Raw genomic sequence first — 24035 nt, forward strand, 5'->3', positions numbered from 1 at the left:
CTCCTATTTTTTTATTAACTTTGAAAAGTTTTGATCTAAAATACTCTCTACTTCTGAATGTGTTTTATTCTTTAACTGAGCAACCTGAGTAATTTCATTTTTTAAAGCCGCTATATAATTATCACTATCAATAGCCCACTTTACAGCTTCAATACCATCGGATTCCATTAATAATTTATCAATAGAGACTTGTTTTACCAAATGAGTTACTTCCTCTTCTTTTCCAATGGAAGGACCAATCGTAAAATAAGATACCACTTCATCATATTCTTTGACATAATCCATACATCCATACCAATGTACAACATATGTATTTGGATATTTACGAATCAAATCCAGTATTGTTTTTTCCTGTCCTTTTGTATGTAAAATGACAGGCTTATCCCACTCTTTCGCAAGCTGAAGCTGTTTTTCAAACACTTCTTTTTGAATTTCTAAATTCACATCACACCAGACACTATCCATGCCAATTTCACCAATAATCGATGCTTGTTTTAATAGTGGAAGCATCGATTCTAATGTATCTAAGTTTGCATTCCAAGGATGTACGCCACAAGAATAAAATAAGTTATGTCGATTTACTATTTCATATTCTTCTTTGTTTGCGACATTACAGATACCATAAATTCCATATTCGTTCTGTAACTGATTTATTTCTTTTGAATAATGATAATGTGCATCATGCATGATTTTCACCCTTCAATAGTTCATAGATTTGTTTCTTTAAATCACTTTGTGAAAACAACCAATCTCTTGATTTCTTTTCTTTAGATAAATCAATTTCCCGCAATATATGACTTGGCTTATTGGATAAAATTAAAATGCGATCCGATAAATATAAAGCCTCATCTATATCATGCGTAACCAATAAAGTCGTGCGATTATAATTCTTTCTTAATTCAAGAAGCCAATCCTGCATATCATTACGTGTAATGACATCCAAAGCTCCAAATGGTTCATCTAACAAAAGAATATCTGCCTTGCACAAAGAAGTTCTTAAGAACGCTGCTCTTTGTCGCATACCTCCTGAAAGACTTGAAGGATACGCATTTTCATAGCCAGAAAGGCCAAAGGTTTTAAATTCCTTTAACGCTCTTTGTTTGATAGATTTATCATGATTGATTTCTCCATATAAACAAACATTGTCTAAAATAGTTCTCCATTCAAGTAATAAATCATTTTGTGGCATATACGCAAAATGAGAGCTAACGCCATTAACAGGGTCTTCATCCACAAAAACATGACCAGAATAATCTTCAAGCAGTCCAGCTAACACATTTAAAATAGTGGATTTACCACAACCACTCGGTCCTAAAATCGAAACAAATTCTCTTTCTTGAATTGAAAAAGAAATATCATGCAATATTTCTTTTCCAGAAAATTCAAGATTTAGCTTTTCAACCTTTAGCTTCATTATTTTACGAACTCATTTGTGTATTGATCTTTCGCATCAATTTTTTTATTGATCAATCCTGTTTCATACATGAAATCTGTATAATTGTTCCATACAGAATCTTTCATAACACCCCAAGAATCTGCATCCTTCGCATATTGACTACTTAAATATTTTTGACTTTCTTTAAGGAATTTCATATCTGTATCTTTCAAAGCATCCTCATGTAAGATTTCAGCGGCTTTATTTGGATGATCAACGGCATATTCATAACCTTTTTTAGTTGCTTCCATAAATTTCTTAACTGTATCCGAATTCTTTTTAATCATCTTATTGTTTGTAATGATAACTGGAGTATAGTAATCCAAACGACTGTCTAAATCAGCTAATGGCATATAATTTACATCATATCCATCCTGCATGGCTTTAATAATAGCCCATCCGTAGAACTCCCATCCAAGGTTTACTTTATTTTTTCCAACTTCATCGGATAAACCAGCAATACCAGATCCGTCAGATCCTACAATCGTTAACTTATTAAAATCGGCACCCGCTTCATTCATAACAGCTTTAATTACAGCCTCTTCACTTGGTGCTCCCCATCCTGCATATGTTTTTCCTTCAAAATCCTTTACAGAATTAATATTTGCACTCTTCAAAGAAACAAAGCCTGACGTATTATGTTGGATAATTGTCGCAATTGTTTTAATTGGAAGTGGATCTTCACTTGTTAGAGCATATGTAACATCTTCCTGGTAAGAAACACCAAAATCAGCTTTTCCTGCTGCAACCATTGAAGTCGTCGCATTATCACCTGGTTCAATGATATCCACATCTAAACCAGCCTCTTTATAATATCCTTTATTTTTAGCTACATAGAAACCTGTGTGGTTTGTGTTTGGCGTATAATCCAACATTAATGTAACCTTAGTCAAATCTTCATCTGAACTCGATGTTTGAGCACAACCCACTAAACTTAACGCAACAGCAGCTGCACACATAACTTTTAAAATTTTCATTTTCTTTCTCCTTTTCGTAAATGTGGAAATAATAATTTTTCCAATAGAGTCACCCCTAAATTTAAAAGGATGCTCCAAAATATAATCATCAATACACACGCAAAGACTTTATCTAACATATATCCATTCTTAACTCGAAGCATGTAGTAGCCTAGCCCCGCTCTACTTGAAAGCCACTCTCCTACAATAGCTCCACCCACACAATAGGTAGCCGCTACCTTTAATCCGGAAAATAAGCCAATGGCGCCAGATGGAATCTTAACAATTTTATATATTTGAAACAGATTAGCTCCAAAGCTTTTTAATAAATTGATTTCCTTTTCACTCACTTGCGATAAGGCATCTGTAAAAGATATCGCTATCGGAAAAAAGCACATAAATATGACAATCAAAACTTTGGGCAATAAGTCAAATCCAAACCAAATCGAAAATAAAGGTCCTAAAACCATGATAGGTACAGTTTGTGTCACAATTAAGTATGGATAAATACTTGTCTTAAATGTTTTCGATAAATCCATGCCAATGGAAATCACAATCGCAAAGAAAGTACTAATCAACAAACCTAATACAGATTCTTCTAATGTAACAAGTGAATGTTGCATCAGAATATCAAAATTTTCAATCAGTGCACTGATGATTTTTGATGGACTTGGCAATATATAAAGTGATATATCAAATGCACGAACATATAATTCCCAGCCACCAATCACTAGAATAAACACAAGCAACGGCATGACAATTCTACGATTTTTCTTCATTATTGCCTCCTTTCCAAAATAAAAAAGGCACCCTAGAGTGCCACTATCAATCGATATGACTCCCTACGCTAGTATTAACCAGATCAGGTAATAAGGGTTTTTCTCAGCAATTGCACCCCTGTCATGTATGTTTTTACTTGCCCATTGATTATATCACAATCTTAGACTAATTTATATTTCTTGCATATATCCTCAATAATTTTATCTAAGCTTTTACCATCCATTGAAATCGAATCCATTTTTGACGCATACAAAGTATGGAAATAATCAAAATCCGCCTGTGTTTCACGTATATAATACGCCTTATGCTTATTTAAATACGATTGAGGAATGTGCAAAAGATTATCATTATCATCGGTAAATTCCAAGCGTTTAAAAATATTTTCTACTCGATCTGTTAAGTCGAAACAAATGATGTCTGAATCTTCAAAGAAATCTTCATACGCATCCAAATACGCAATAGGACTTAACGCAATCACTACATTTTCCTTTTCTTGAATCCAAGATGAAATCATTTCTGCACGCAATTCATCACGTTCATATTAATCATTATATTCATCTTGAAAGCCAAGCATGGTACCATACTTTTCTTTGATTTTCGCATCCATATCGATAAAATCGTAACCTATCTTTACGCCAACAACTCACCAACCGTTGTCTTTCCAATGTTACCCATCCCAAAAATTAATATTTTCATTTTACACCTCTATATCATTACACGAATCAATCCACACAAAATTAAATGCCCCACATAGAACCAATAAAAGAACCATTTCATAAATGTACTCTTTCCTCTAGTTCCATCATATAAAGACATAATTGGATATACTAGAACAATTCCAAACTGCAATAAACCATAAACTACATCTATGCATAAACAATAGACAAGAACATACATAGAAATAAATAAAGACATGCCTAATACTTGTTTTTTTAAATTACCTTGGTTTTTATAAATGTAGTTTGTACAAAGAACGGGAAAACATGACCAATCACTTGGAAATGCCAACAAACAAAGAATTAGAATACAAATAATCTTCTTTGCGTCTTTCCATTCTTGATCTTCCACCCATAAGCCAATCACAGACAAGAATAATGGCCATATAATACTTGTCTGATTTAAGAATGATTCTTTAAATGGAATAAAAGATATGCCAAAACAGAAGTTATACGCAAAGTGAGCAATAATTGAAAAAATCAATAATCTTTCTAAATATTTCTTTAAACTATGCGTATGCATATAACCTTCCACAACCATAAACCACATAATAGGAGCCGCTACTCTTCCAATTAAATGAATCAATAAAAGCCACCCATACTTTTCATAATTTGGATAAAATGTAGTTGCGAAATGATCCATAAACATGGCAATGATCGCAATCATCTTGATTTGATTTCCATTTAACTTTTTCATCATCTTGTCACACCCTCTCCTACATTTGGTTCAAAGTGCGAATATACAACATCTGCACCAAATAAAAGAAGTAAAACTAAACATGCAGTCGATAATTTTTTGTTTAAGTGTTCCTTTACCCAATTATCAATCAATGGTGCAATCACATAGACAAAGGCCATACCACCAACACCAAATACTAATAATCCTTCTGCACAAATTCTTCCATCAAGATTTAAAAAGTAGCCTGTATAATCCCACCATTTTTGGCCATTGTGCGTAAGCTCTAAGAAGAAACCCGTAAAATATTCAATGCATCCACACAAAAGTACAGCCATACTAAATTCAACTTTTGGTCGCATTCTAAATCGTTTTAATAAAAGTAAAATTAAAACACAGCCAAAACCATAAATAGGAATCCATGGACCATGTAAAACACCGCGATTCACAAATTTTCCATAGCTAATCATTGAAAGACTCACTTCCCAAATCCATCCAAAAAAACACATAAAGAAGAAACAGACTAAAATAGATGTTACTGTATAATTTCGATTTGGATGTAAAACACGAAGATTTGACTTCTTATACGCCTCTTCAATTGGAGATAGCCTTACTGGATAACATAATAAATACACTTCAGTAATCATAGTTTCAGCTTCCATTTTATTATAGGTATATCTTTCATATTGTTTTTCTTTAGAACTCAAATGAAAGATAATTCCAAAATTATCACACAAGAACTTTTTAACACCCGTATACGCATTTTCTATTGGATTCTTTGCGTTCAATGCCGCAATCACATCTGAATATGTATTTTTCATTAATGCACTGCTTGGTTTTTCAAATAAATACGTATCATTTAAAATAGCACTCTGAAATTCTTTCCTTCTTAGTGTATAAAATTCACTCATCACAGCCATACGATACATATTTGAATAGAATACAGCACTAATCCCAAATGTACAAACATCTAGAATGTACCATCCCGCCATAGATAGTTGCCATTTAAAACATTCAACCTTATGTCCCTTCATCATATTTCGAGATAAAGAGAGTGCATCTTTTAAAGATATCGTCGGATTTTCAGCTAAAATATAATCCACTAAGAAATATGCGTAGTAAAAATATATTCCTCCAACAATTGTAAAATTCATAACTGTCAAAATAATAGATTTCACTAACTTCACAAATGCAACATGCATCTGTTTGCGAATACGCATTAAATAAACCAATCGATCGAATGGCAGTTTGGCATAAACTCTTCCTTCCAAAAATAGTCTGCGATTAATCACTGGTAATACATTCACAATATATACTCTATAGAACACAGATATGCATAAACCCATCACGACAAAACAAATACTCGCTATATCTTTTGAATGAACAATGGTTGATAAACCTAAAAATAGTGTCTTCACAAAAGAACCTGATGTAACACCATTCACAACCGTGGCAAATACACCATTTGTCGTACCAAAGACGTCTTTAGGAAATAAAGATGTCATCGACTTCACAAAAGAAGAGTGCATTAATAAGCCTGAAACACTTTTGGCATTATCTTGTTTTAAAAGGGATAAAGTCGAACTAAATTCACTTCCCATAAGTACTGCCGCAAGACATAATACTAAATAAGTCGCATAATGTGTTTTTATATTTTTATGTGCATTTTTCTTAATTTCCTTAAGTTTCATACTTAAATAATAGCATATCTGTAGTAAAATATTTCCAAAAAGAAAGGGGATTTATGATGAATCCAATTATTCAAAGTTTATATGACCGCAAGTCTTGTCGTATTTTTGAAGATAAAGAAATTTCACAAAAAGAAAGACAATTAATATTAGAAGCTTGTATGCAGGCACCGAGTGCAGGAAACCAACAGATGTATACTATTATTGATGTACAAGATCAAAAGCTTCAAGAAACACTATCTAAAACGTGTGACAATCAACCTTTTATTAATCAAGCTAAAATGGTTTTAATTTTCTGTGCTGATTTTCAGAAATGGTTTGATTTATTTAATTATGAAAACTGTAATCCAAGAAAGCCAGGTGTTGGTGACTTATTATTAGCTACAACAGATGCGACCATTGCCACACAAAATGCAGTTGTGGCAGCCGAAAGTTTAGGTATTGGCTCATGTTACATTGGTGATATTTTAGAGCAGCATGATCTACATAAAGGATTATTAAATCTAAGTGAATATGTAGTGCCTGTATGCATGTTAGTACTTGGACATCCTGCAAGTGATCATTTTAAAAGGCAAAAACCAGAGCGTTGCAAATTAGAAGATATTGTTTGTGTCGATCAATATCATAGAAAAAATCAACAAGAATTAGAAAATATGTTTGAACACAAAGCTGGAAATAAAACATTACATGAATGGACAACTGCTTTCTGTAACAGAAAATACAATTCGGATTTTTCAAAAGAAATGACAGATTCAGTACAAAAATATATTGACCAATTTAAAAGCGAAGCCAATTAAGACTTCGCTTATTCATTTATAACTTTAAAGCGATATTTACACCATCACGAACAGCTTCCAAAGCTTGTGCTACACTAGACGCATCACCAAACAAGTATGTTTCTTTTCCGGTTTCTCTAATAGCTTCATATAGACTTGGATCTGGTTTTGAACCTGTCGCATATATGATAAAGTCAAATTTTCCTAAGTTTTGTGTTTCACCCGCTTTTTCAACTACAACCCCATCTTCTACAGATACAAGTTTTGTTTCCGTTAAAGCCGTAATTGGTAAAGTTTGAATACGTGTCATTGTTGAAACTAAATTTGCCGGAGATTCTCCATCATCAATATTCTTTTTCATTTCTAGAATTGTAACATGCGCATCCGGATGCTTTTCGCAAATATATTCACTGGCTTCAACACCAACCATGCCTCCACCTACGACAAGGATATTTCCGTGCACATCGACTTTATCGTCTAAAATATCATGTGCTGTATAAGCATTTTCATTTGGCTTCTTAGGAATAGAACCATTACATACTAGAACAACATCAAAATCCTTCACATCACCCACTTTTACTGCATGATTCAAATGAACAGGAATATGTAATCTTTGACATTCACTTTCTAAATAATCAATCCATTTGTGCATTTCCTTTTTTGGCGCAATCTTGCTGGCAAGATTAATTTGTCCACCAATCACATTATTTTTTTCAAAGACTTCTACATTCAACCCTCTTAAAGCACACATTCTTGCCGCACTTAAACCACCAATTCCACCACCAATAACCATAATCTTTTTATTGGATGTTGATGGTTCTATCTTCATTTCGATTTCATGACCACAGAATGGATTGATAACACAAGTACCACATAAACGTTTTGTTTGTTGACCAACACATCCTACAAGACATCCTGTACATGGGGCAATCTGACAATCTTTTCCTTCTTTTACCTTCTTCACAAAATCCGCATCCGCTAGCAATGCACGCCCAAGTACAATTCCATCGACTTTTTCTTCTTCTACTAAAGAACGAGCTAATTTCGCATCATTAATTTTTCCAACTAAAATCACAGGAACATGGCTCACTTCTTTGATTTTTAAAGCTTCTTCTAAATTGGTTGCACACACCTCACCGTGACTTGGCATAATCTTATTTGGCAATTCATATTGAGATCCACCTGAAATTTCAAAGGCATCTACACCACGTTTTTCAAGTTCAGGAATCAATTGAAGCATGTCTTCAACTGTATTTCCTCCTGCAATTTTTTCAGAACCAGACATTCTTAAAATAATTGGAAATTCAGCACCACATTTTGATTTAATCGCTTCAATTACTTCAAACAACAAGCGAGCACGATGCATTAAATCCCCGCCATATTCGTCCGTACGTTTATTTTTTAATGGACTTAAGAAAGATCCAAGAAGCATATAGCCATGAGCACAATGCAATTCAATTCCATCAAATCCAGCTTGTTTTGCCTGATATGAAGTATTCGCATACATTGAAATAATATTTGGAATCTCTTCCACCTTTAATTCTCGTGTCTGTTGATACATAGAATTCAAATAGCCACTACTTGAGATAGGCGTTACGCCAAAGAAAGACGAAATACTTTCTGGGCCTGGATGGGTAATTTGAGGAATAATTTTTGTTCCGTATTCATGAATTTTATCCGTAAACTTCTTATATTCCACAATGCTTTCTTCACTTCTAAAACATAACGTATTCCCTAAATACGGCGTATTAGGATCAACGCTTGTCGCATCCGTAATAATACACCCTACTTCTCCTTTAGCTCTTTCAAGCCAATATGCCTGTTCTTGTAGCGTAGGAATTCCCGTTTGATCTCCATACCCTAAAGACATAGGAGCCATAAAGGTACAGTTTTTTAATTTCATCGAACCAATTTTTAACTCATCAAATAATGTTGTCATATCGTTACCTACTTATTAATTTCTAATACCGCATGATAAGCATCTTTAAATGCATCTAAGGCAATGCCTGCTTTCTTGCAGTCACCAACGATGTATGTAGGAATACCTAGATTGGCATACATACTTGTATCATTGGCTTTTGATCCAACGGCCATAATCACACTGTCATATGGATATTCTTTGCCACTCGCAACTACAACCTTATCATCAATTCTTTCTACAACTGCACTTGTTTCGATTGTGATAGGCATTTGTGCCATCGCAAACTGCGCTGTAATTTGACGTAATGGACCTAAATCCTGTAGAGCTTTCTCTTTCATTTCTAAAACAGTGACTTTCTTTTGTCTTGCAGCTAAGAACTCAGCTGTCTCAAAACCAACAAGTCCACCACCAATAACAACTACGTTCTCACCTGGTACTTCTACCTTTTCACTTAATACATCATGTGCAATAATTGTCCTTTCATTACCCTCGATTGGAAGTACAATTGGACTAGATCCAATCGCAACAATCAATGCATCCGGCTTGATTTCTTCAAGCATTTCCTTAGTAACAACAGTATTTAAGTGCACTTCAATTCCAGATTCCTGAACATCTAAAATCATTTTATCTACGGCATTCTTAAAATCTTTTTTAGCAGAAATAGCTCCAGCTAATAAGAACTGTCCACCAAGACTATCACTCTTTTCAAATAAGATTGGTGTATTGCCTGTTTCTTTTAAATCTAGAGCCGCTTCCATACCAGCAATTCCACCACCTAGAATTACTACTTTTTTAGGTGAAGAAGATTGTTTCAATCCTAATGTTTCTTCTTCTAATAAGCCAGGATTTCGCATACAAGTAATGTGTTTAATAGCTGGATTATATAAGGACGCACAGAATGAATCGTAGCAGCCTTGGTTACATCCAATACAATATCGAATTTGATTGACTTTACCTGCTTTAGCTTTATTACAGAAGTTGGCATCGGCTAGCTGAGCACGTGCCATGACAACAAGATCCGCCTTGTCATCTTCTAATATCTTTTCAGCAAATTCAGGTGTATTGATACGTCCACAAGGCATTGTCAACATACCCGTTTCTTTTCGAATATGTGCTGCATCTTCTACGTTAAAACCATTTTCAATATCAACCGGTGCCACTTCATATAGTGTAGCTGCCGTTAAGATATTTCCACGACTAATATTTAATACATCTACACCTAATTCTTTGGCATCTTTACAAAATTCAATCACTTCTTCAACCGTTAGTCCACCATCTAACATGTCATCATGACAATCCACACGCATGAATAATGGCATATCCTCTGGCATATTAGCACGAATCGATTTAATACATTCCAATGGGAATTTCTTACGGTTTTCAAAAGATCCACCCCACTTATCACTTCTATGGTTAATTCCACCTGAAAGCATTGAATGTGGTAAATAGTTATGTGCACAATGGAATTCTAAACAGTCAAAACCAGCTTCTACTGCACGTTTTGCGGCTTGTCCAAACTTATCTATTATATCGAGCAATCTTTCGTTTGTGATAGCTGGCACTGTATATTGTGGGCTTAAAGGTAAATCATTTGGCACTAAAATTTGAGCCGTTTGATCTGAAGCTACAGCTAAACCTCCTTGCCATAATTGTACACACGTTTTTCCTCCAGCTTCATGCACGGCATCGTTTAACTTTTTAAATCCTGGAATGTACTTGTCTTCGGCAATCGACAAGAATCCAAAAGGTGCACTTGCCGCATCTACACTTGTAACTTCGACAGTATTTAATCCGTTACCACCTTTTGCACGAGCCACATGATACGCAATCAACTTATCCGTAACACTCTTCCCATCTTCGCTTTCTGCGCTTTCATGTGTACCCATCGCAGACATCACAATGCGATTTCGTATTTCCATACCACGTATTTGTATGGGATCAAATAATTTGTCAAACATATGATTGTCCTCCTTATATTATGTTTTCTTCTTATTTTATTATACTTCAAATGTTAGCGGTTTCACATATACAAAAGAAAAAGAGCTGTCATTATTTGACAACTCGTACAGATTCAATTCCATAATATTTCATGACTTCTATTGCACTCTCACTAATAATTTCACCTGGAATCACCGGAAGAATGGCAGGAGGACACGATACAATAACACTAGAACATATTTGTCCTAATGATTTAGAAATATCTACTTTCATACTAGGCGCAAATAAGGCTTGTCGTACATTCATAACTTTCTGAGCACATTCTAACTTAGGAAAAGAGGTTAGTATCGCTTTTTTTCTTTCAATTTCACATAAACAGATTTCTAATCGAATAAAATCTTCTTTCGTATTATATGGAGATGGCATCAATACAATATAATCAGAGTCATAGAATTCGGGGTAGATGTCACAATCCATTAAAAGATCTGCGATTTCGTTTCCCGTATAACCATAATCTTTCGTTGAAATTGTAATCTTCATGGGTTCACCAGATAAAATAGTATATCCATGTTGAACTAATGTATTTTTCAAAGAATCCACATATCTAATACATTCAAACAAAGACTTTCTAAATGTGTCATCCAATACTTCATTAGCTGCATCTAAAGAGGCCATAATCAAATAAGATGGGCTTGTGGAAGAAAAGTATTCCATAAAATGTTTAACCTGACTTTTCCATTCTTTATTAAGAGAATCACTTAAGTGCAAATAAGCTCCACCCGTTAGTACCGGTAGTGTTTTATGAGCCGAGTCACAACATAAATCCGCTCCCAAATCAATCGGATGCAAAGAACTTTCAAGAAAGCGAAGATACGCACCATGAGCATTGTCGATGGCTAGTAATACATTGTGTTTTTTACATACAGAAGCTAAAGACTTAATGTCCAAAAGATTTCCTAAATAGTCCGGATTTGTCAGATATACAGCCGTTGGATGATTTTCAATTATTTCTTTTTCTAAATCTTTGGCACTCACCTTGCAAGATAAATAATCACTGTTCCCATATAGCCATTCAATGTCAAAATCCAATAGTGCAGCTGCATGAATAAAGCTTCGATGGGCATTTCTTCCTGCAAGAATCTTAGGATTTTTACCTTTACTTTTGGCATCCTGACATAATATTGTGCACATTGTTTGAATACATAATGTTGAGCCTTGCGTTGAATAATAGGTTGGACATCCAAATAAAGAAGATGCATTTTGTTCACTTTCCTTAATTATTCCTTCTGCCGCAAACAATTCATCCGCTCCATGAATTTCTGTAAGATCCATTTCTTCAAAACCAAGAATGCCAGCACCTTTATGGCCTGGCATATGCATTCTTACGGGTGATTTTTCTTGATACGATTTTAGAAAACTAACAATCGGCGTCTTCATGACTATTTTCTTTCATATCTCGAATAATAGCTACGGCAAGGGCACACTCTAGTCGTTTACAGAATAATTCACAGCCCTCTTTATATACACCTTTGACAGATCCTGTCGCATGGTATGCATTAGCTGCACATCCTCCTGAACAATATAATCTTGCCCAGCAGTCTGCACATTCTTTACGTGCATATACGTTGCATGATGCGAATTCATCCTGAATCTTCTTGTTTGTAACACCTGTATAAATATCTCCTAATTTAAAGGCTTCTTCTCCTACCAATTGGTGACAAGGATATAAATCTCCCCATGGTGTAACTGCCATATATTCGGTTCCTGAACCACATCCTGAAATACGTTTATAGATACATGGTCCGCCTTTTAAATCAATCATATAGTGATAGAAAGTAAACGGGTCTTTCTTATCATCATATTCCAACATTAATTTAGCTAGATCCTCATATTGTTTCATAACAATTTCACGATCTGCTTCTGTTAGTGCAGCTGGATCATCCGATTTGGCAACAACTGGTTCCATACTTAGTTCTCTAAATCCTAAGTCTAGCATTTGTTGCACATCTTTTAAGAAGTCTGGATTGGCATGAGTAAAAGTACCACGCATATAGTAATTTTTACCTTCACGAGCCTTTACTAACTTTTGGAATTTAGGAACGATCGTATCAAAACTTCCCTTACCAGAATAATCCACACGATAACGGTCATGCACTTCTTTACGTCCATCTAAACTTAAAACAACATTGCTCATTTCTTTGTTCGCAAACTCAATCACATCATCATCAATCAACATACCATTTGTCGTTAATGTAAAACGGAAATTCTTTCCTGCTTCTTTTTCAATACTACGAGCATAAGCAACCAATTGTTTTACAACATCAAAATTCATAAGTGGTTCTCCACCGAAGAAATCCACTTCTAAGTTTCTACGAGTACCTGAATTTTCCACCAAAAAATCAAGGGCACGCTTACCAGTTTCAAAGCTCATCAAGGCACGATTTCCATGATACTTTCCTTGGCTGGCAAAACAATATGAACAATTCAAGTTACAAGTATGGGCAATATGTAGACATAAAGCTTTAATTACACCACTTGTCTTTGCCTTTAATTGACCGGCCATCGGCTCATATGTATCTTCACTAAATAAACGACCTTGTTCTTTTAATTCTAAAATTTGGTCGTAACATTCTTCTAATTCAGATGTTTCTATTTCTGGATATTTTTCTTTCATTTCTTGAACTAAAGCATTTTTATCCTTATCTAAAAATCCAGCAATCATGTCATATGCGATTTCATCTACAACATGAATACTTCCTGAACAAATATCCAATACAATATTCTGATTAAACATCTTATACTGATGAATCATCTATATTTCCTCCTCATAATTTAAAAATGCTGCCTTAAAGGCGGCATTAAAAATGCCGAATCACTTCGGCATTTCTTAATTACTTACTTTCTTTATTATTTTCGCAAGCTTGGTTAGCGATTCCGCAGCTAGTTTTACAAGCTGATTGGCAAGAAGTTTGGCATTCTCCACATCCACCATTTTTTGCGCTTTCACACAAGTTACGAGTATCTACTGTATTAATATGTTTCATGATTATATACCCCCATATAGATTCCCTTTTATTCTAGCACGTCAACCAAATAATATCAAATTAAAAAGGCATTCCGAAGAATACCTTTATAATCTATTTAGAACTTTCTTCCTTAGTACGGAATACATAACGACTAGTTACTGTAGCACCTTCTGGAGCACCAGAGTATGAAGCATATTCTTTGTTCATAGCTTTGATTTCGTTCATTACATCCTGTAATGTTTCAAGTTCTCCAACACCTAAATCAACCTTTTCTTTTAATTGATCCAATCCTTCAGATTTGAATTGTTCATTACCCTCATACAATTGTTTAGCACCATCATTCAATGTTTCAAACGCTTCACCCAATGTATCTAATCCATCAGCCATTTCATTGAATGTTCCACTCTGTCCAGCTAATGTTCCAGTTGCTTGTGATAATGCACTAGCACCACCATTTAATGTAGCACTATTAGAAGACAATGTTTTGCTTCCTTGGGCAACTTGAGTAATACCAGCTTGAGATTTCTTTTGAAGTTGAGTTAATCCAGCATTGACTTGTTGAACACCACCTAAGATTCCTTCTGAACCTGCAGATAATTGTTTTGTAGCAACCTGCAATTTAGTTACCAATTGCTTGAAATTCATTGTTGAACTTGCAGATGTATAAGTATCCAACATAGAATTCATTTGACCTAATGTATTAATGGCATTTTGAACATCCCCAGCTAATCCAGTGGTTCCATCTAAGTTTTCACCTAAAATAAGTGCCTTTGCACCATTTAGCTGTTTTTCCATTCCAGCTAAAGTTTTTTCAATTTTGCTCATTTCATTATTCAAATCTTGAATGTGCTGTACAAAATCATTTGTATTAATTTCATCAAATGACTTTAATTCACCTAAAGTAATGTGACTTAGCTGCATTCCATTTTCAACAGTTGGTGCTGCAACCTTTTGGGCAGCCCCTAACTTACATTCACGAATTTTAGCTGCTAATACTGAATCTCCCTGTTCTTTAGCATTTTGTGCTGCACTTTCAATTGTACTATTTGCGTTTGAATAGGCACTATCAATATTGCCATTTGCCGTATTTACAGCTGTACTGATTTGTGAATTGATTGTATCAATTTGATCATTAATATCTTTTACTTTATTTGTGATATCTTGATTATGCGAATCAATAATTGTTTTATCATTGTCAATTTGTGCTTTCAAAGTAACAACATTCTTCATTACGGTTCCGATTTTTTGTGTCAATTCACCCGTTTCTGAATTAGCTAAAGTATCTAACGTTTTTACAGCTCCATTTAATGTAGTTTGTAAAGTTGTCAATGTTTGTACATCACTACCTAAAAGAGTCTTCATACCTTCTAACGTTTTAATAGATGTAGAAACTTGATTTTGCATAGTCTCTAATTGATCCGGAGTAATCGCATTTACTTGTGCTTCTAATTGTTTTAAGCCTTCATTTAATTGGGTTGCACCATCCAATAAATTTGTTTTTCCTTGACCTAAATTACCTGATACTCCATTTTGAATTTGTGAAACACCTTGAGGAATTCCATACAATTGTTGACTTCCTGCAGCCAAAGTATCTACACCATTTGTATAAGCTGTTAATCCTGTTTGTAAAGCTTTAACACCATCATTTAATTGGATAGCACCTGCAGATAATTGTCTTACTTGATCAGAAGAACCTACTAAAGGAGCAGCTTGTTCTTTTAATTGAGTTGTTCCATCATACAATTGTTTAGATCCATCGATCAATTGATTGTCGGCTTCAATTAATTGATCAATTCCATCTGTTAATTCAGATACAGAACCAATTTCACCTAATTCACTTGCCAAATCAATTTCATTTGTCATACCAACCATGATAGAGCCAAGATCAAAATCATTGACATCCGCTTCAACAGTTACATCATCACTGATTCCTAATTGATTATTTACTTTATCTAGACCAGCTGAGCTCAATGTTTCATTTAAACCTGGAATATTCGCAAATGCCAACATTTCATTTGTTCCATCATTGACGATTTTACCTGATTCACACTTAACATTTGAGAACTTACCAGTACTCATATTCAACATACCACCAGCTAAATAACTAGGGTGAATCACAATGGATTTACCATTGATATTTTTTACTTCTGAATAATTATTTGTGAAAGAAATAGTTAATTTTAAATGTCCTGATTTTCCTTGAATATCATTCGCAGAAATTTCTTGGCCATCTAATTCATAACGAATCTTAACAGACACAGGAAGTTGTTTTGTTGCTGTTCCTTCATAATACACATCATTACCTTTCGCATTCCATGTATATGTATTTCCATCCTTTGATGGTTTTTCATTTGATTTAATGTTCTTAACATCTTTTAGATTTAATGTTTCTTTAATATTATTAATTCCATCCTCATCGTGTAACCAACTAGATACGATTGTATCACTGATTGAACCATCTGAGTTTAATACAGAATAAACAGTTTCTGTTTTTTCTGTAGGATTTTCATCATTACTTTGTGCAAATACAGTCACAGGCATCATACTTCCTGCCATAACTGCACTCAACAATACACTACCAACTACTTTTACTGTATGATTTAAATTCATATTTATTCTCCTTTCGCTTCCATGTTTGATTCTGGCCAATTCTTTGTCGTTTTTTCAATGAACTTGTGGCAGAAAATCAACAATGAAGGTAATACTAATAAGATACTTACGACTGAAATTAATGCACCACGTGCTAATAAGATAACTAATGATCGAATTAAATCCATCTTAGCTACAAAGCTTACACCGATACATGCGGCAAAGAACGAGAATCCACTTGTCATAATGGAAACACTCGATTTTTCCATCGCAATCAAAGCAGCTTCCTTAACCTTCTTACCATGCGATAATTCTTCTTTAAAACGCGTTGTCATTAAGATGGCATAGTCTACTGTGGCACCCAATTGAATAGTTCCAATAACCATACTTGCGATAAATGGAAGTGTACTTCCTGTAAAGAATGGAATACCCATATTGATTGTGATCGCAAATTCAATGGTTAATACTAAAATAACTGGAAGTGCAAAGGACTTAAATGTTAAGGCAACAATAATAAAGATCATGATAACTGATAATACGTTGACCATCGCAAAGTCTGTATCTGTTGTTGTGATCAAATCACGTGTCATACTTCCTTCTCCACCAATCATACCCTTCTTATCATATTTATGAATGATGGTATCCATCTTATCTAACTGTGTATTTAACTCTGTTGTAGCAGCTTTATAGTCACTATTTACAACAATCAATTTCTTTCCGCCATTCTGGAAAATTTCTTTTACAACACTAGGTGTAAAGTTGGATGCAAGTCCTGGACCCACAAATTCTTCATACGCTAATACGTTATGAATACCTTTTAAATCTTTGATTTCAGAACACATATCCTGAATTTCACTCGTTGTTAATTTGTCATCCACTAAAACGAAATGAGTAGTTGTCATATCAAATTTATCTTTTAATTGATTTGTACCAATAATACTCGCAAAATCGCCTGGCATACCAGAAATCAAATCATAATAGATATTTGTATGTGACTGTCCATATCCAAATGGAATGAAGATCAACACGAAGGCAACAAGAATCTTTTTATAGTGATGAATCACAAAACGAGGTACTCTATGTAACTCATTCAAAATTGTTTTATGTTTGTACTTTTCAATCGTCTTATCAAAGAACATCAACAAGCTTGGCAAAATGAAGATAGTTGATAATACACCAAGAACAACACCTTTTGCCATGACAATACCAATATCTCTACCTAGTGTTAACTGCATTACACACAAGGCAACGAAACCAGCAATCGTTGTGATTGAACTTGAAGTAATTGAAGTAAATGTAGCTTTGATAGCCTTAGCCATAGCCTCTTCATTCGGAAGTTTTTGTTTTTCTTCTTGATATCTATGTAACAAGAAAATTGAGTAGTCCAATGTAACAGCTAACTGTAATACAACGGCCAAAGCCTTTGTGATATAACTAATTTCACCCAAGAATACGTTTGTACCAAAGTTATAAACGATTGGGAAAATCATTCCTAACATAAATACAACTGGAGCAATCGTACTCTCTAATCCTAAGAACAATACGACCATGCATAATACAACCGCAATACCTGCATAGATTGGTGTATCATGTTCTGTTTGATCTTTAGTATCTTCACTGATAGCTGACATACCACCTAAGTAACAGTCATCTTTTGTATATTTCTTAATTTTACTAATCGCATTCATTGTACGCATTGACGATGTTGGCTCTTTAAATGTAACAATCATCATTGTACTGTCACCAGAATATAACATATCCTGAATGCTTTCTGGAATTGCCTGTTTCGGAACAGAGATATCTAATACATCATCTCTCCAAATACATTTTTCAACTCCATCAATTTTATTGATCTCTTCCTTAATTTTTGCGGCCTCTTGATCAGACTTGTTGTTGACAACCAAGAAGTCTACACTCGATAAGTTAAAATCATCTCCAAGAATCTGTTGTGTTTTCATAGATTCTGAAGTTGAAGGTAAATAAGATAATAAATCGTAATTAATATTTGTATTGAAATAACCAATTGCACTTGGAATCAAAAGAACAATGGCTATAGCCAAAATCATATTACGATATTTAACTATCCATTTTGACATCTTATCCATATCGAATCACCTTTTTTCTATCCTTTCCTTTACTACGTGAAGAGTATAGTACTAAACTGACCGCTAGTCAATATTTTTGCTTTATTTTTTTAAAACCACCGATATACAATTGTTTTAATATGTTCAATTGGTCATTTTTAATTGAAATTTATAAATTATTGTTTATAATATGGATGGTGATAAGCATGAAAAGTAAGATAATCGAAAACAAGAAAATAAAAGAAAACAACCTCTTACAGGCTGCCTTTAATTTATTCACAAAACACGACATTACCAATGTCTCTGTTAATGATATTGTAAAAGATGCTGGAGTCGCAAAAGGTACTTTTTATCTTTATTTCAAGGATAAATACCAAATACGCGATATTTTAATTCACAAAGAAGCACATCGCCTTTTTGAAGAAGCCCATAAGCAACTTGAAAAAAACGATATTCGTAATTTTGAAGACTCTGTTATCTTCTTGATCAATCAAGTTTTAATTCGTTTAGAATCCAATCCATTGATTTTGAAATTCGTAGAAAGAAACCTTTCTTGGGGGGTTTTTCACGACCAGTTGAATTCTGCCATTGACCAAGATAGTTTCAACTTAATTAAAGAATTTAATGAAATCGCAACCGCAAATGGATATGAATTTGAAAATTCTGAAGTCATTCTATACCTTATTGTAGAATTAACCGGAAGTACTTGCTACAACAGTATTCTTCATAATCAACCACTTCCTATTGAAGAATATAAGCCAATTTTATTTAATTCTATACGCGCTATTCTTTCCCAAGGAAAGAAAAAAAGCTAGGACAAGCCTAGCGTACAATAATATAAATCATATAAATGACATATACGAGGATCATAAAGATCCCCTTTTTTCTTGTCATCGTATCTCCCTTTTTGGCAATACCATAAATTAATAGAGAAACACCAATCAAGACAAAAGTATCAATAATATTCTGTGAAGTAGCCGCAATTGGATGAATTGTACTTGAAGCACCCAAAATAAATAAAATATTCATTATGTTACTTCCAATCGCATTCCCCAAAGATAAACCACTCTCACCTTTTCTTGCCGCAACAACACTTGTTACTAGCTCAGGCAATGAAGTTCCAATAGATACGACAGTTAAACCAATCAACGTATCACTCATACCAAGCATGGCTGCAATCTGTTTTGCGCTATCTACAGTGATATCTCCACCCCAAATAATACACGCAACACCGATCACGATATAAATCAAACATTTGATCCCCGATAAAGTTTCAACTTTCTCATCCTCAACACGATTCTTTTTAGCACTACGAATCAAGTTTAAAATGAACAAAACTAAACCAACTAAGAAGATCATTCCTTCAAAGCGATTCAACATTCCATTTAATACAAAAATCGAAAGTAAAATACTCACTAAGATATTGATTTTTAAATCACGATTCAAAATATCCTTATCCATTAAAAACGGCGTGATTACTGCACTAGTTCCAACTACAACCAAAGTGTTGAAAATATTAGAACCCACAATATTTGAAATCGCAATTTCATTACTTCCCATTAAACCAGCTGTAATACTCACACTTGCTTCTGGTAAACTCGTTCCAAGTGCTACAATTGTCAAACCAATAATAACTGAAGGTACTTTTAATTTACGAGCCACACTTGCACTACCATCCACAAACAAGTCTGCTCCCTTCATTAAAAGGACCATACCTAATACTAATAAAAGAAATACCATTTTTTCAATCCTTTCAAAGTCACCTTATTATATCACAAGCGTGAAATAAAAGAAGAGATTTTTCATCTCCTCCTGTCAATTAGTTAAGACTCGTTTTAGATTTTCAACAGATATTGAACAAGCCTTAGAAATCTCGTTTTCACTCATTCCATTCTTTAACATAGTCTTGTACAAAAGAACTTGTCCTAGCTCTACACCCTGTTCGATTCCTTGTTCTATTCCTTGTTCTATTCCTTTTCTTATTCCTTCAGCTTCCCATTCCTTTGACTTTACTTCAAGCCATCTCTTTTCAGCTTCACACATTTCAATTTCCTCCTTTTCCTCTAATTCTTCTAAATTCAACCATTCTACATCCGTTAATGTCTTGACAACTTTTAACACACTACTCTTCACAAGTCCAAAGCTATTACTCTTTCCTTCATAAATAGACTGATCATAAATACTTCGACATATGTAGAATAGATTATACACGTCTTCTTCATTAAAATTATATGAAGTATTTCCTGTGATTTCAATCAGATTCATTTTATAGTCGTGGAAATAGGATTCAAATCTTTCATCCACCTCTACAAGCTGGGAAAGCTTGTTTGCAGCATTCCAAGGCCTTTCTCCTGTATAGAACACAAGAATGTGTACCATAGGTAGTTTTTCTTCTACCTTATTCTTCTTTAACTTCTTTAACATTCGGTCATAAGCTACAAACTCATATGTTGCAGTCCTTACAACCATGGACATATCCACACGACTTTGATTTTCAATAATGAATGCACTATAGATATTTCCATCATTGTACTTACGAACCACATCCACATGCTTTTCTAGATTCATATGCGAATCATTCATCTCTGAATCGAGTTCCATACAGTTTTCAGGTTTAAGAACTCTTTCTCCATTAAAAAAGTACGCATTAAAGAAATCGACAAAATAGGCATTGTTTTCTAGGAATTCCTTCATTGTTTTGTCTTTTGTTTTCAATTTATTCACCCCTATATCTAATACGAAATAAATGGAGGTTTTTATAGAAAAGTTGCGTTTGTTAAGATATTTTTACAATTAAATATAGAATTTATTAAACAAAATATGTATAATAAGCCCATAAAGGGAGTAGCCTGCACATATATGTGTTTACAGCTTCGTCAATACGATATTAAATCCGGACTGTGATGAAATGGCAAGACTTTGGTACATAAGACCAGAGTCTTTTTATTTTATCTGGTCCAGGAGGAAAATATATGAATATCATTTTATTAGTATTAGGATTTATTCTACTACTAAAAGGAGCCGATTGGTTTGTCGATGGCGCAAGCAATATTGCCTCACGCTTTGGCATACCCCAACTTATTATTGGACTTACTATCGTTGCAATGGGAACTAGTCTACCAGAAGCCTTTGTTTCTATTACTGCTGCTCTAAAATCGAATGCAGCCATCACAATTGGAAATGTTGTTGGTAGTAATATTTTAAATGTTGGTATCATTCTAGGAGTCACAGCACTTATTCGTTCATTACATATTCAAAACAGTACAATCAAATATGAAATGCCATTTATGATGCTCGTAACACTTGTACTCATTCTACAAGGCATAGACAATACAATTTCACGATTCGATGGTATTGTCTTGTGGTTATTCTTTCTTGGTTACTTATACTACATTTTTAAAATGTCTAAGAATCAAATGGAAGAAACTGAAATCAAAAAGACAAACCCTTTATTTATTCCATTAGGACTTATTTGTTTAATGGTTGGTAGCAATCTTGCGGTTGATGCAGCCACAAATATTGCTATTTCACTTGGTGTTAGTCAAAGATTTATTGGACTTACAATTGTAGCTTTAGGAACATCTTTACCAGAACTTGTCACTTCTGTAACAGCCGCAAGAAAAGGCAATGCCGATATCGCAATTGGAAACATCATTGGATCAAATATCTTTAATATCCTATTTGTCGTAGGATCTAGTGCACTCATTACACCTGTACCTTTTGAATCGCACTTTGTCATCGATTCATTTGTCGCAATCTTGATTGGTCTAGTCCTTTATATTTGCACTAAAAAAACAAGAGTACTCGACAAAAAAGCCGGCATACTCTTGTTAGTTACATATTTAATTTACTTTATTTATCTACTTTATTAGCCTTTAATAAATCACGAATTTCTTCTAATAAGACAACAGTGTCATCTTTTTTAGGTTCTTCCTGATTAAGTTGATCATTTGTTGTCTTTTTAAAATGCGATAAAAACTTCAACATTGTAAAGATGCATGCCGCAACAATTAAAAAGTCCACAACATTTTGAATAAAATTACCATACGTAATTGCAGCTGTGCCTACTTGAATTTTTAAACCTGTAAAATCAAGTCCACCAATCAAAATACCCACAATCGGCATCAATATATCATTTACTAAGGAAGTAACGATTTTCCCACGGCCATATCCATGACATTTCCTTTGGCAATAAATTCTTTAAATTCACTGATTGGTTTATTTGGCTTCATATTTATTTACTCTTCTTTTCAAAATGTAAAGTTTGTTTCAAAACAGTAGAACAAGCCAAGTCACCAATGACATTGACACAAGTGGCTCCCATATCACACAATGTATTAATGGAAATATAAACCCCTAGAATTTGATTTGTTGGAATCCCTGCAATTGGACATAAAGCCGCAAAAGCAGCAATCGCACCACCTGGAACGCCTGGAGTACCAATACTTAACAATACGTTACAAGCAAGTACTGTAACCATTGTTCCAATGCTTAAATCAATACCTAAAGCTGTCGCAAAGAATGTAATCATAAATGACATCAAAATTGAAACGGCATCCATATTGATCGTTGCTCCTAAAGGAAGAGTCAACGAAGTGATTTCTTCAGGAATACCAATCTTTTCTGAAGCACACTTTAATGAAATAGGGATCGTAGCACTACTTGAACAAGTTCCAAACGCATTCAATCCTGCTGGTGCAATATCTTTAAAAAATTGAATTGGATTGTATTTTCCAAAGAATTTGACCATACCACCATAAATAATAAACGCATATAAATAGAACGTAATATACAACGCCAATAATACCTGTCCTAATTGAAGCATTGTGTCCACACCATTTGAATACATAACTGTAGCGATACATGCGAATACTCCAAATGGAGTCACATACATGATCTTACTTATAATAAAAATAGAAATTTGATAAATCGAATCACACAAATTAATAAATGGATCCGCCTTTTCCTGAATAGCCAAACATGCAAGTCCAATAATCACGGCAAACGCAAGAACTTGAAGCATATTTCCCGTTGCGAAAGCCTCTACTGGATTCGATGGAATAATATTCTGTAACGTATCCAATAACCCATTAAATGTCGCAGCCTCCACTTGTGTTTTTGTCGCAACAATATGCGCATTTTTACCCAAATGTAACATGCGAGGCAAAACCAAACCTAGACCCGAAGCTAAAGCTGTTGTACCTGTATACCATAATAAGGCATGTAAACCTACCTTACCCGTTTTGGCAATATCCCCAATACCAATAATTCCCATAACTAAACTTGTAAATACAAGTGGGAAAATCATCATTTTTAATGCCGACATATATATGGAAGCAACAACGCTCAATGCTGTATTTGCCCATTCCGGCATAATAATTCCAACAATAACACCTGCAATCAAGCCAATAAAAATACCAAGTGTTATATTAAATCCCTTCTTTTTCATA

The 24035-nt window shown here is 34.2% G+C and carries 22 protein-coding genes and 1 riboswitch; of the genes, 3 read left to right on the forward strand and 19 right to left on the reverse strand.

The window, feature by feature from the left end; all coding sequences use genetic code 11:
• Positions 1-3 precede the first annotated feature (3 nt).
• The 7 genes from DWY01_RS05630 to DWY01_RS05660 all read right to left on the reverse strand — a co-directional run bounded on the left by DWY01_RS05630 (position 4) and on the right by DWY01_RS05660 (position 6254).
• Entirely contained in the window at positions 4-687 is a 684-nt protein-coding gene (locus DWY01_RS05630) for a TatD family hydrolase (RefSeq protein WP_117994601.1), read from the reverse strand.
• Positions 680-1414: an ABC transporter ATP-binding protein gene (locus tag DWY01_RS05635; RefSeq protein WP_117994604.1), complete on the reverse strand. Its 735-nt coding sequence runs from the start codon at positions 1412-1414 to the stop codon at positions 680-682. The genes DWY01_RS05630 and DWY01_RS05635 overlap by 8 nt, the downstream gene beginning before the upstream one ends.
• A complete protein-coding gene (locus DWY01_RS05640; RefSeq protein WP_117994608.1) occupies positions 1414-2412 on the reverse strand; it encodes an ABC transporter substrate-binding protein in 999 nt (332 codons plus the stop codon). The genes DWY01_RS05635 and DWY01_RS05640 overlap by 1 nt, the downstream gene beginning before the upstream one ends.
• Complete coding sequence (locus tag DWY01_RS05645; protein WP_117994613.1) at positions 2409-3170, reverse strand: ABC transporter permease; 762 nt, start codon at positions 3168-3170, stop codon at positions 2409-2411. Before DWY01_RS05645 ends, DWY01_RS05640 begins: the two co-directional genes overlap by 4 nt.
• A gap of 43 nt (positions 3171-3213) precedes the next feature.
• Positions 3214-3300, reverse strand: a riboswitch (TPP riboswitch).
• Between the two features lie 31 nt (positions 3301-3331).
• Positions 3332-3685: a hypothetical protein gene (locus DWY01_RS05650; RefSeq protein ID WP_147332161.1), complete on the reverse strand. Its 354-nt coding sequence runs from the start codon at positions 3683-3685 to the stop codon at positions 3332-3334.
• Positions 3686-3876: 191 nt separating this feature from the next.
• Positions 3877-4587, reverse strand: a complete 711-nt coding sequence (locus DWY01_RS05655) for a TraX family protein (protein ID WP_117994620.1) — start codon at positions 4585-4587, stop codon at positions 3877-3879.
• Positions 4584-6254 (reverse strand): DUF975 family protein, encoded by a 1671-nt coding sequence (locus tag DWY01_RS05660; protein ID WP_117994625.1) that lies wholly within the window; start codon positions 6252-6254, stop codon positions 4584-4586. Before DWY01_RS05660 ends, DWY01_RS05655 begins: the two co-directional genes overlap by 4 nt.
• A gap of 56 nt (positions 6255-6310) precedes the next feature.
• Between DWY01_RS05660 and DWY01_RS05665 the strand changes: the two genes are divergently transcribed.
• Entirely contained in the window at positions 6311-7048 is a 738-nt protein-coding gene (locus tag DWY01_RS05665) for a nitroreductase family protein (RefSeq protein WP_117994630.1), read from the forward strand.
• Between the two features lie 16 nt (positions 7049-7064).
• On the opposite strand, the gene DWY01_RS05670 is transcribed toward DWY01_RS05665, so the two are convergent.
• The 7 genes from DWY01_RS05670 to DWY01_RS05700 all read right to left on the reverse strand — a co-directional run bounded on the left by DWY01_RS05670 (position 7065) and on the right by DWY01_RS05700 (position 18606).
• Positions 7065-8966 carry an NADH:flavin oxidoreductase gene (locus DWY01_RS05670; RefSeq protein WP_117994633.1) on the reverse strand — a complete coding sequence of 634 codons (1902 nt, stop codon included), beginning with the start codon at positions 8964-8966 and terminating at the stop codon, positions 7065-7067.
• 8 nt (positions 8967-8974) lie between these two features.
• Complete coding sequence (locus DWY01_RS05675; protein ID WP_117994636.1) at positions 8975-10906, reverse strand: FAD-dependent oxidoreductase; 1932 nt, start codon at positions 10904-10906, stop codon at positions 8975-8977.
• A 91-nt stretch (positions 10907-10997) separates the two neighbouring features.
• A complete protein-coding gene (locus DWY01_RS05680) occupies positions 10998-12323 on the reverse strand; it encodes an aminotransferase class V-fold PLP-dependent enzyme (RefSeq protein ID WP_117994640.1) in 1326 nt (441 codons plus the stop codon).
• Positions 12304-13698, reverse strand: coding sequence for a thioether cross-link-forming SCIFF peptide maturase (scfB, locus tag DWY01_RS05685; RefSeq protein ID WP_117994643.1), 1395 nt, complete (start codon positions 13696-13698; stop codon positions 12304-12306). Before scfB ends, DWY01_RS05680 begins: the two co-directional genes overlap by 20 nt.
• A gap of 79 nt (positions 13699-13777) precedes the next feature.
• Positions 13778-13930 carry a six-cysteine ranthipeptide SCIFF gene (gene scfA / locus DWY01_RS05690; protein WP_003865538.1) on the reverse strand — a complete coding sequence of 51 codons (153 nt, stop codon included), beginning with the start codon at positions 13928-13930 and terminating at the stop codon, positions 13778-13780.
• 93 nt (positions 13931-14023) lie between these two features.
• Positions 14024-16522 (reverse strand): hypothetical protein, encoded by a 2499-nt coding sequence (locus tag DWY01_RS05695; RefSeq protein WP_117994648.1) that lies wholly within the window; start codon positions 16520-16522, stop codon positions 14024-14026.
• A 2-nt stretch (positions 16523-16524) separates the two neighbouring features.
• Complete coding sequence (locus DWY01_RS05700; protein WP_117994652.1) at positions 16525-18606, reverse strand: RND family transporter; 2082 nt, start codon at positions 18604-18606, stop codon at positions 16525-16527.
• Positions 18607-18791: 185 nt separating this feature from the next.
• Here DWY01_RS05700 and DWY01_RS05705 point away from each other — a divergent pair, with 185 nt between their 5' ends.
• Positions 18792-19400, forward strand: a complete 609-nt coding sequence (locus DWY01_RS05705) for a TetR/AcrR family transcriptional regulator (protein WP_199519888.1) — start codon at positions 18792-18794, stop codon at positions 19398-19400.
• Between the two features lie 7 nt (positions 19401-19407).
• On the opposite strand, the gene DWY01_RS05710 is transcribed toward DWY01_RS05705, so the two are convergent.
• Both DWY01_RS05710 and DWY01_RS05715 read right to left on the reverse strand, forming a co-directional pair.
• Entirely contained in the window at positions 19408-20325 is a 918-nt protein-coding gene (locus DWY01_RS05710) for a calcium/sodium antiporter (protein ID WP_117994660.1), read from the reverse strand.
• 75 nt (positions 20326-20400) lie between these two features.
• Positions 20401-21300: an Rpn family recombination-promoting nuclease/putative transposase gene (locus tag DWY01_RS05715; protein ID WP_117994664.1), complete on the reverse strand. Its 900-nt coding sequence runs from the start codon at positions 21298-21300 to the stop codon at positions 20401-20403.
• Positions 21301-21557: 257 nt separating this feature from the next.
• On the opposite strand from DWY01_RS05715, the gene DWY01_RS05720 reads away from it, so the two are divergent.
• Positions 21558-22457 (forward strand): calcium/sodium antiporter, encoded by a 900-nt coding sequence (locus DWY01_RS05720; RefSeq protein ID WP_117994669.1) that lies wholly within the window; start codon positions 21558-21560, stop codon positions 22455-22457.
• Here DWY01_RS05720 and mscL read toward each other — a convergent pair.
• The 3 genes from mscL to DWY01_RS05730 are packed head-to-tail and all read right to left on the reverse strand — an operon-like array spanning position 22438 to position 24034.
• Positions 22438-22740 (reverse strand): large conductance mechanosensitive channel protein MscL, encoded by a 303-nt coding sequence (mscL, locus tag DWY01_RS05725; RefSeq protein ID WP_371412817.1) that lies wholly within the window; start codon positions 22738-22740, stop codon positions 22438-22440. The genes DWY01_RS05720 and mscL overlap by 20 nt on opposite strands.
• Positions 22725-22817 carry an MscL family protein gene (locus DWY01_RS11980; protein ID WP_371412816.1) on the reverse strand — a complete coding sequence of 31 codons (93 nt, stop codon included), beginning with the start codon at positions 22815-22817 and terminating at the stop codon, positions 22725-22727. Before DWY01_RS11980 ends, mscL begins: the two co-directional genes overlap by 16 nt.
• Positions 22818-22819: 2 nt before the next feature.
• On the reverse strand, positions 22820-24034 hold the full coding sequence (locus DWY01_RS05730) for a dicarboxylate/amino acid:cation symporter (protein ID WP_117994672.1): 1215 nt from the start codon (positions 24032-24034) through the stop codon (positions 22820-22822).
• Position 24035 lies beyond the last annotated feature (1 nt).

It is taken from the genome of Eubacterium sp. AF22-8LB, from assembly GCF_003458715.1.
In the GTDB taxonomy this organism is placed as follows: Bacteria; Bacillota_I; Bacilli_A; order Erysipelotrichales; family Erysipelotrichaceae; genus Holdemanella.

What these genes read in the sequence shown, in the direction of transcription:
- DWY01_RS05645 (WP_117994613.1), bottom strand. Translation starts at nt 3,170, where the DNA reads ATGAAGAAAAATCGTAGAATTGTCATGCCGTTGCTTGTGTTTATTCTA.
- DWY01_RS05640 (WP_117994608.1), bottom strand. Translation starts at nt 2,412, where the DNA reads ATGAAAATTTTAAAAGTTATGTGTGCAGCTGCTGTTGCGTTAAGTTTA.
- scfA (WP_003865538.1), bottom strand. Translation starts at nt 13,930, where the DNA reads ATGAAACATATTAATACAGTAGATACTCGTAACTTGTGTGAAAGCGCA.
- DWY01_RS05695 (WP_117994648.1), bottom strand. Translation starts at nt 16,522, where the DNA reads ATGAATTTAAATCATACAGTAAAAGTAGTTGGTAGTGTATTGTTGAGT.
- DWY01_RS05680 (WP_117994640.1), bottom strand. Translation starts at nt 12,323, where the DNA reads ATGAAGACGCCGATTGTTAGTTTTCTAAAATCGTATCAAGAAAAATCA.
- DWY01_RS05660 (WP_117994625.1), bottom strand. Translation starts at nt 6,254, where the DNA reads ATGAAACTTAAGGAAATTAAGAAAAATGCACATAAAAATATAAAAACA.
- DWY01_RS05705 (WP_199519888.1), top strand. Translation starts at nt 18,792, where the DNA reads ATGAAAAGTAAGATAATCGAAAACAAGAAAATAAAAGAAAACAACCTC.
- DWY01_RS05635 (WP_117994604.1), bottom strand. Translation starts at nt 1,414, where the DNA reads ATGAAGCTAAAGGTTGAAAAGCTAAATCTTGAATTTTCTGGAAAAGAA.
- DWY01_RS11980 (WP_371412816.1), bottom strand. Translation starts at nt 22,817, where the DNA reads ATGAAGCCAAATAAACCAATCAGTGAATTTAAAGAATTTATTGCCAAA.
- scfB (WP_117994643.1), bottom strand. Translation starts at nt 13,698, where the DNA reads ATGATTCATCAGTATAAGATGTTTAATCAGAATATTGTATTGGATATT.
- DWY01_RS05720 (WP_117994669.1), top strand. Translation starts at nt 21,558, where the DNA reads ATGAATATCATTTTATTAGTATTAGGATTTATTCTACTACTAAAAGGA.
- DWY01_RS05670 (WP_117994633.1), bottom strand. Translation starts at nt 8,966, where the DNA reads ATGACAACATTATTTGATGAGTTAAAAATTGGTTCGATGAAATTAAAA.
- DWY01_RS05675 (WP_117994636.1), bottom strand. Translation starts at nt 10,906, where the DNA reads ATGTTTGACAAATTATTTGATCCCATACAAATACGTGGTATGGAAATA.
- DWY01_RS05700 (WP_117994652.1), bottom strand. Translation starts at nt 18,606, where the DNA reads ATGGATAAGATGTCAAAATGGATAGTTAAATATCGTAATATGATTTTG.
- DWY01_RS05650 (WP_147332161.1), bottom strand. Translation starts at nt 3,685, where the DNA reads ATGATTTCATCTTGGATTCAAGAAAAGGAAAATGTAGTGATTGCGTTA.
- DWY01_RS05655 (WP_117994620.1), bottom strand. Translation starts at nt 4,587, where the DNA reads ATGATGAAAAAGTTAAATGGAAATCAAATCAAGATGATTGCGATCATT.
- DWY01_RS05710 (WP_117994660.1), bottom strand. Translation starts at nt 20,325, where the DNA reads ATGGTATTTCTTTTATTAGTATTAGGTATGGTCCTTTTAATGAAGGGA.
- DWY01_RS05730 (WP_117994672.1), bottom strand. Translation starts at nt 24,034, where the DNA reads ATGAAAAAGAAGGGATTTAATATAACACTTGGTATTTTTATTGGCTTG.
- DWY01_RS05630 (WP_117994601.1), bottom strand. Translation starts at nt 687, where the DNA reads ATGCATGATGCACATTATCATTATTCAAAAGAAATAAATCAGTTACAG.
- DWY01_RS05665 (WP_117994630.1), top strand. Translation starts at nt 6,311, where the DNA reads ATGAATCCAATTATTCAAAGTTTATATGACCGCAAGTCTTGTCGTATT.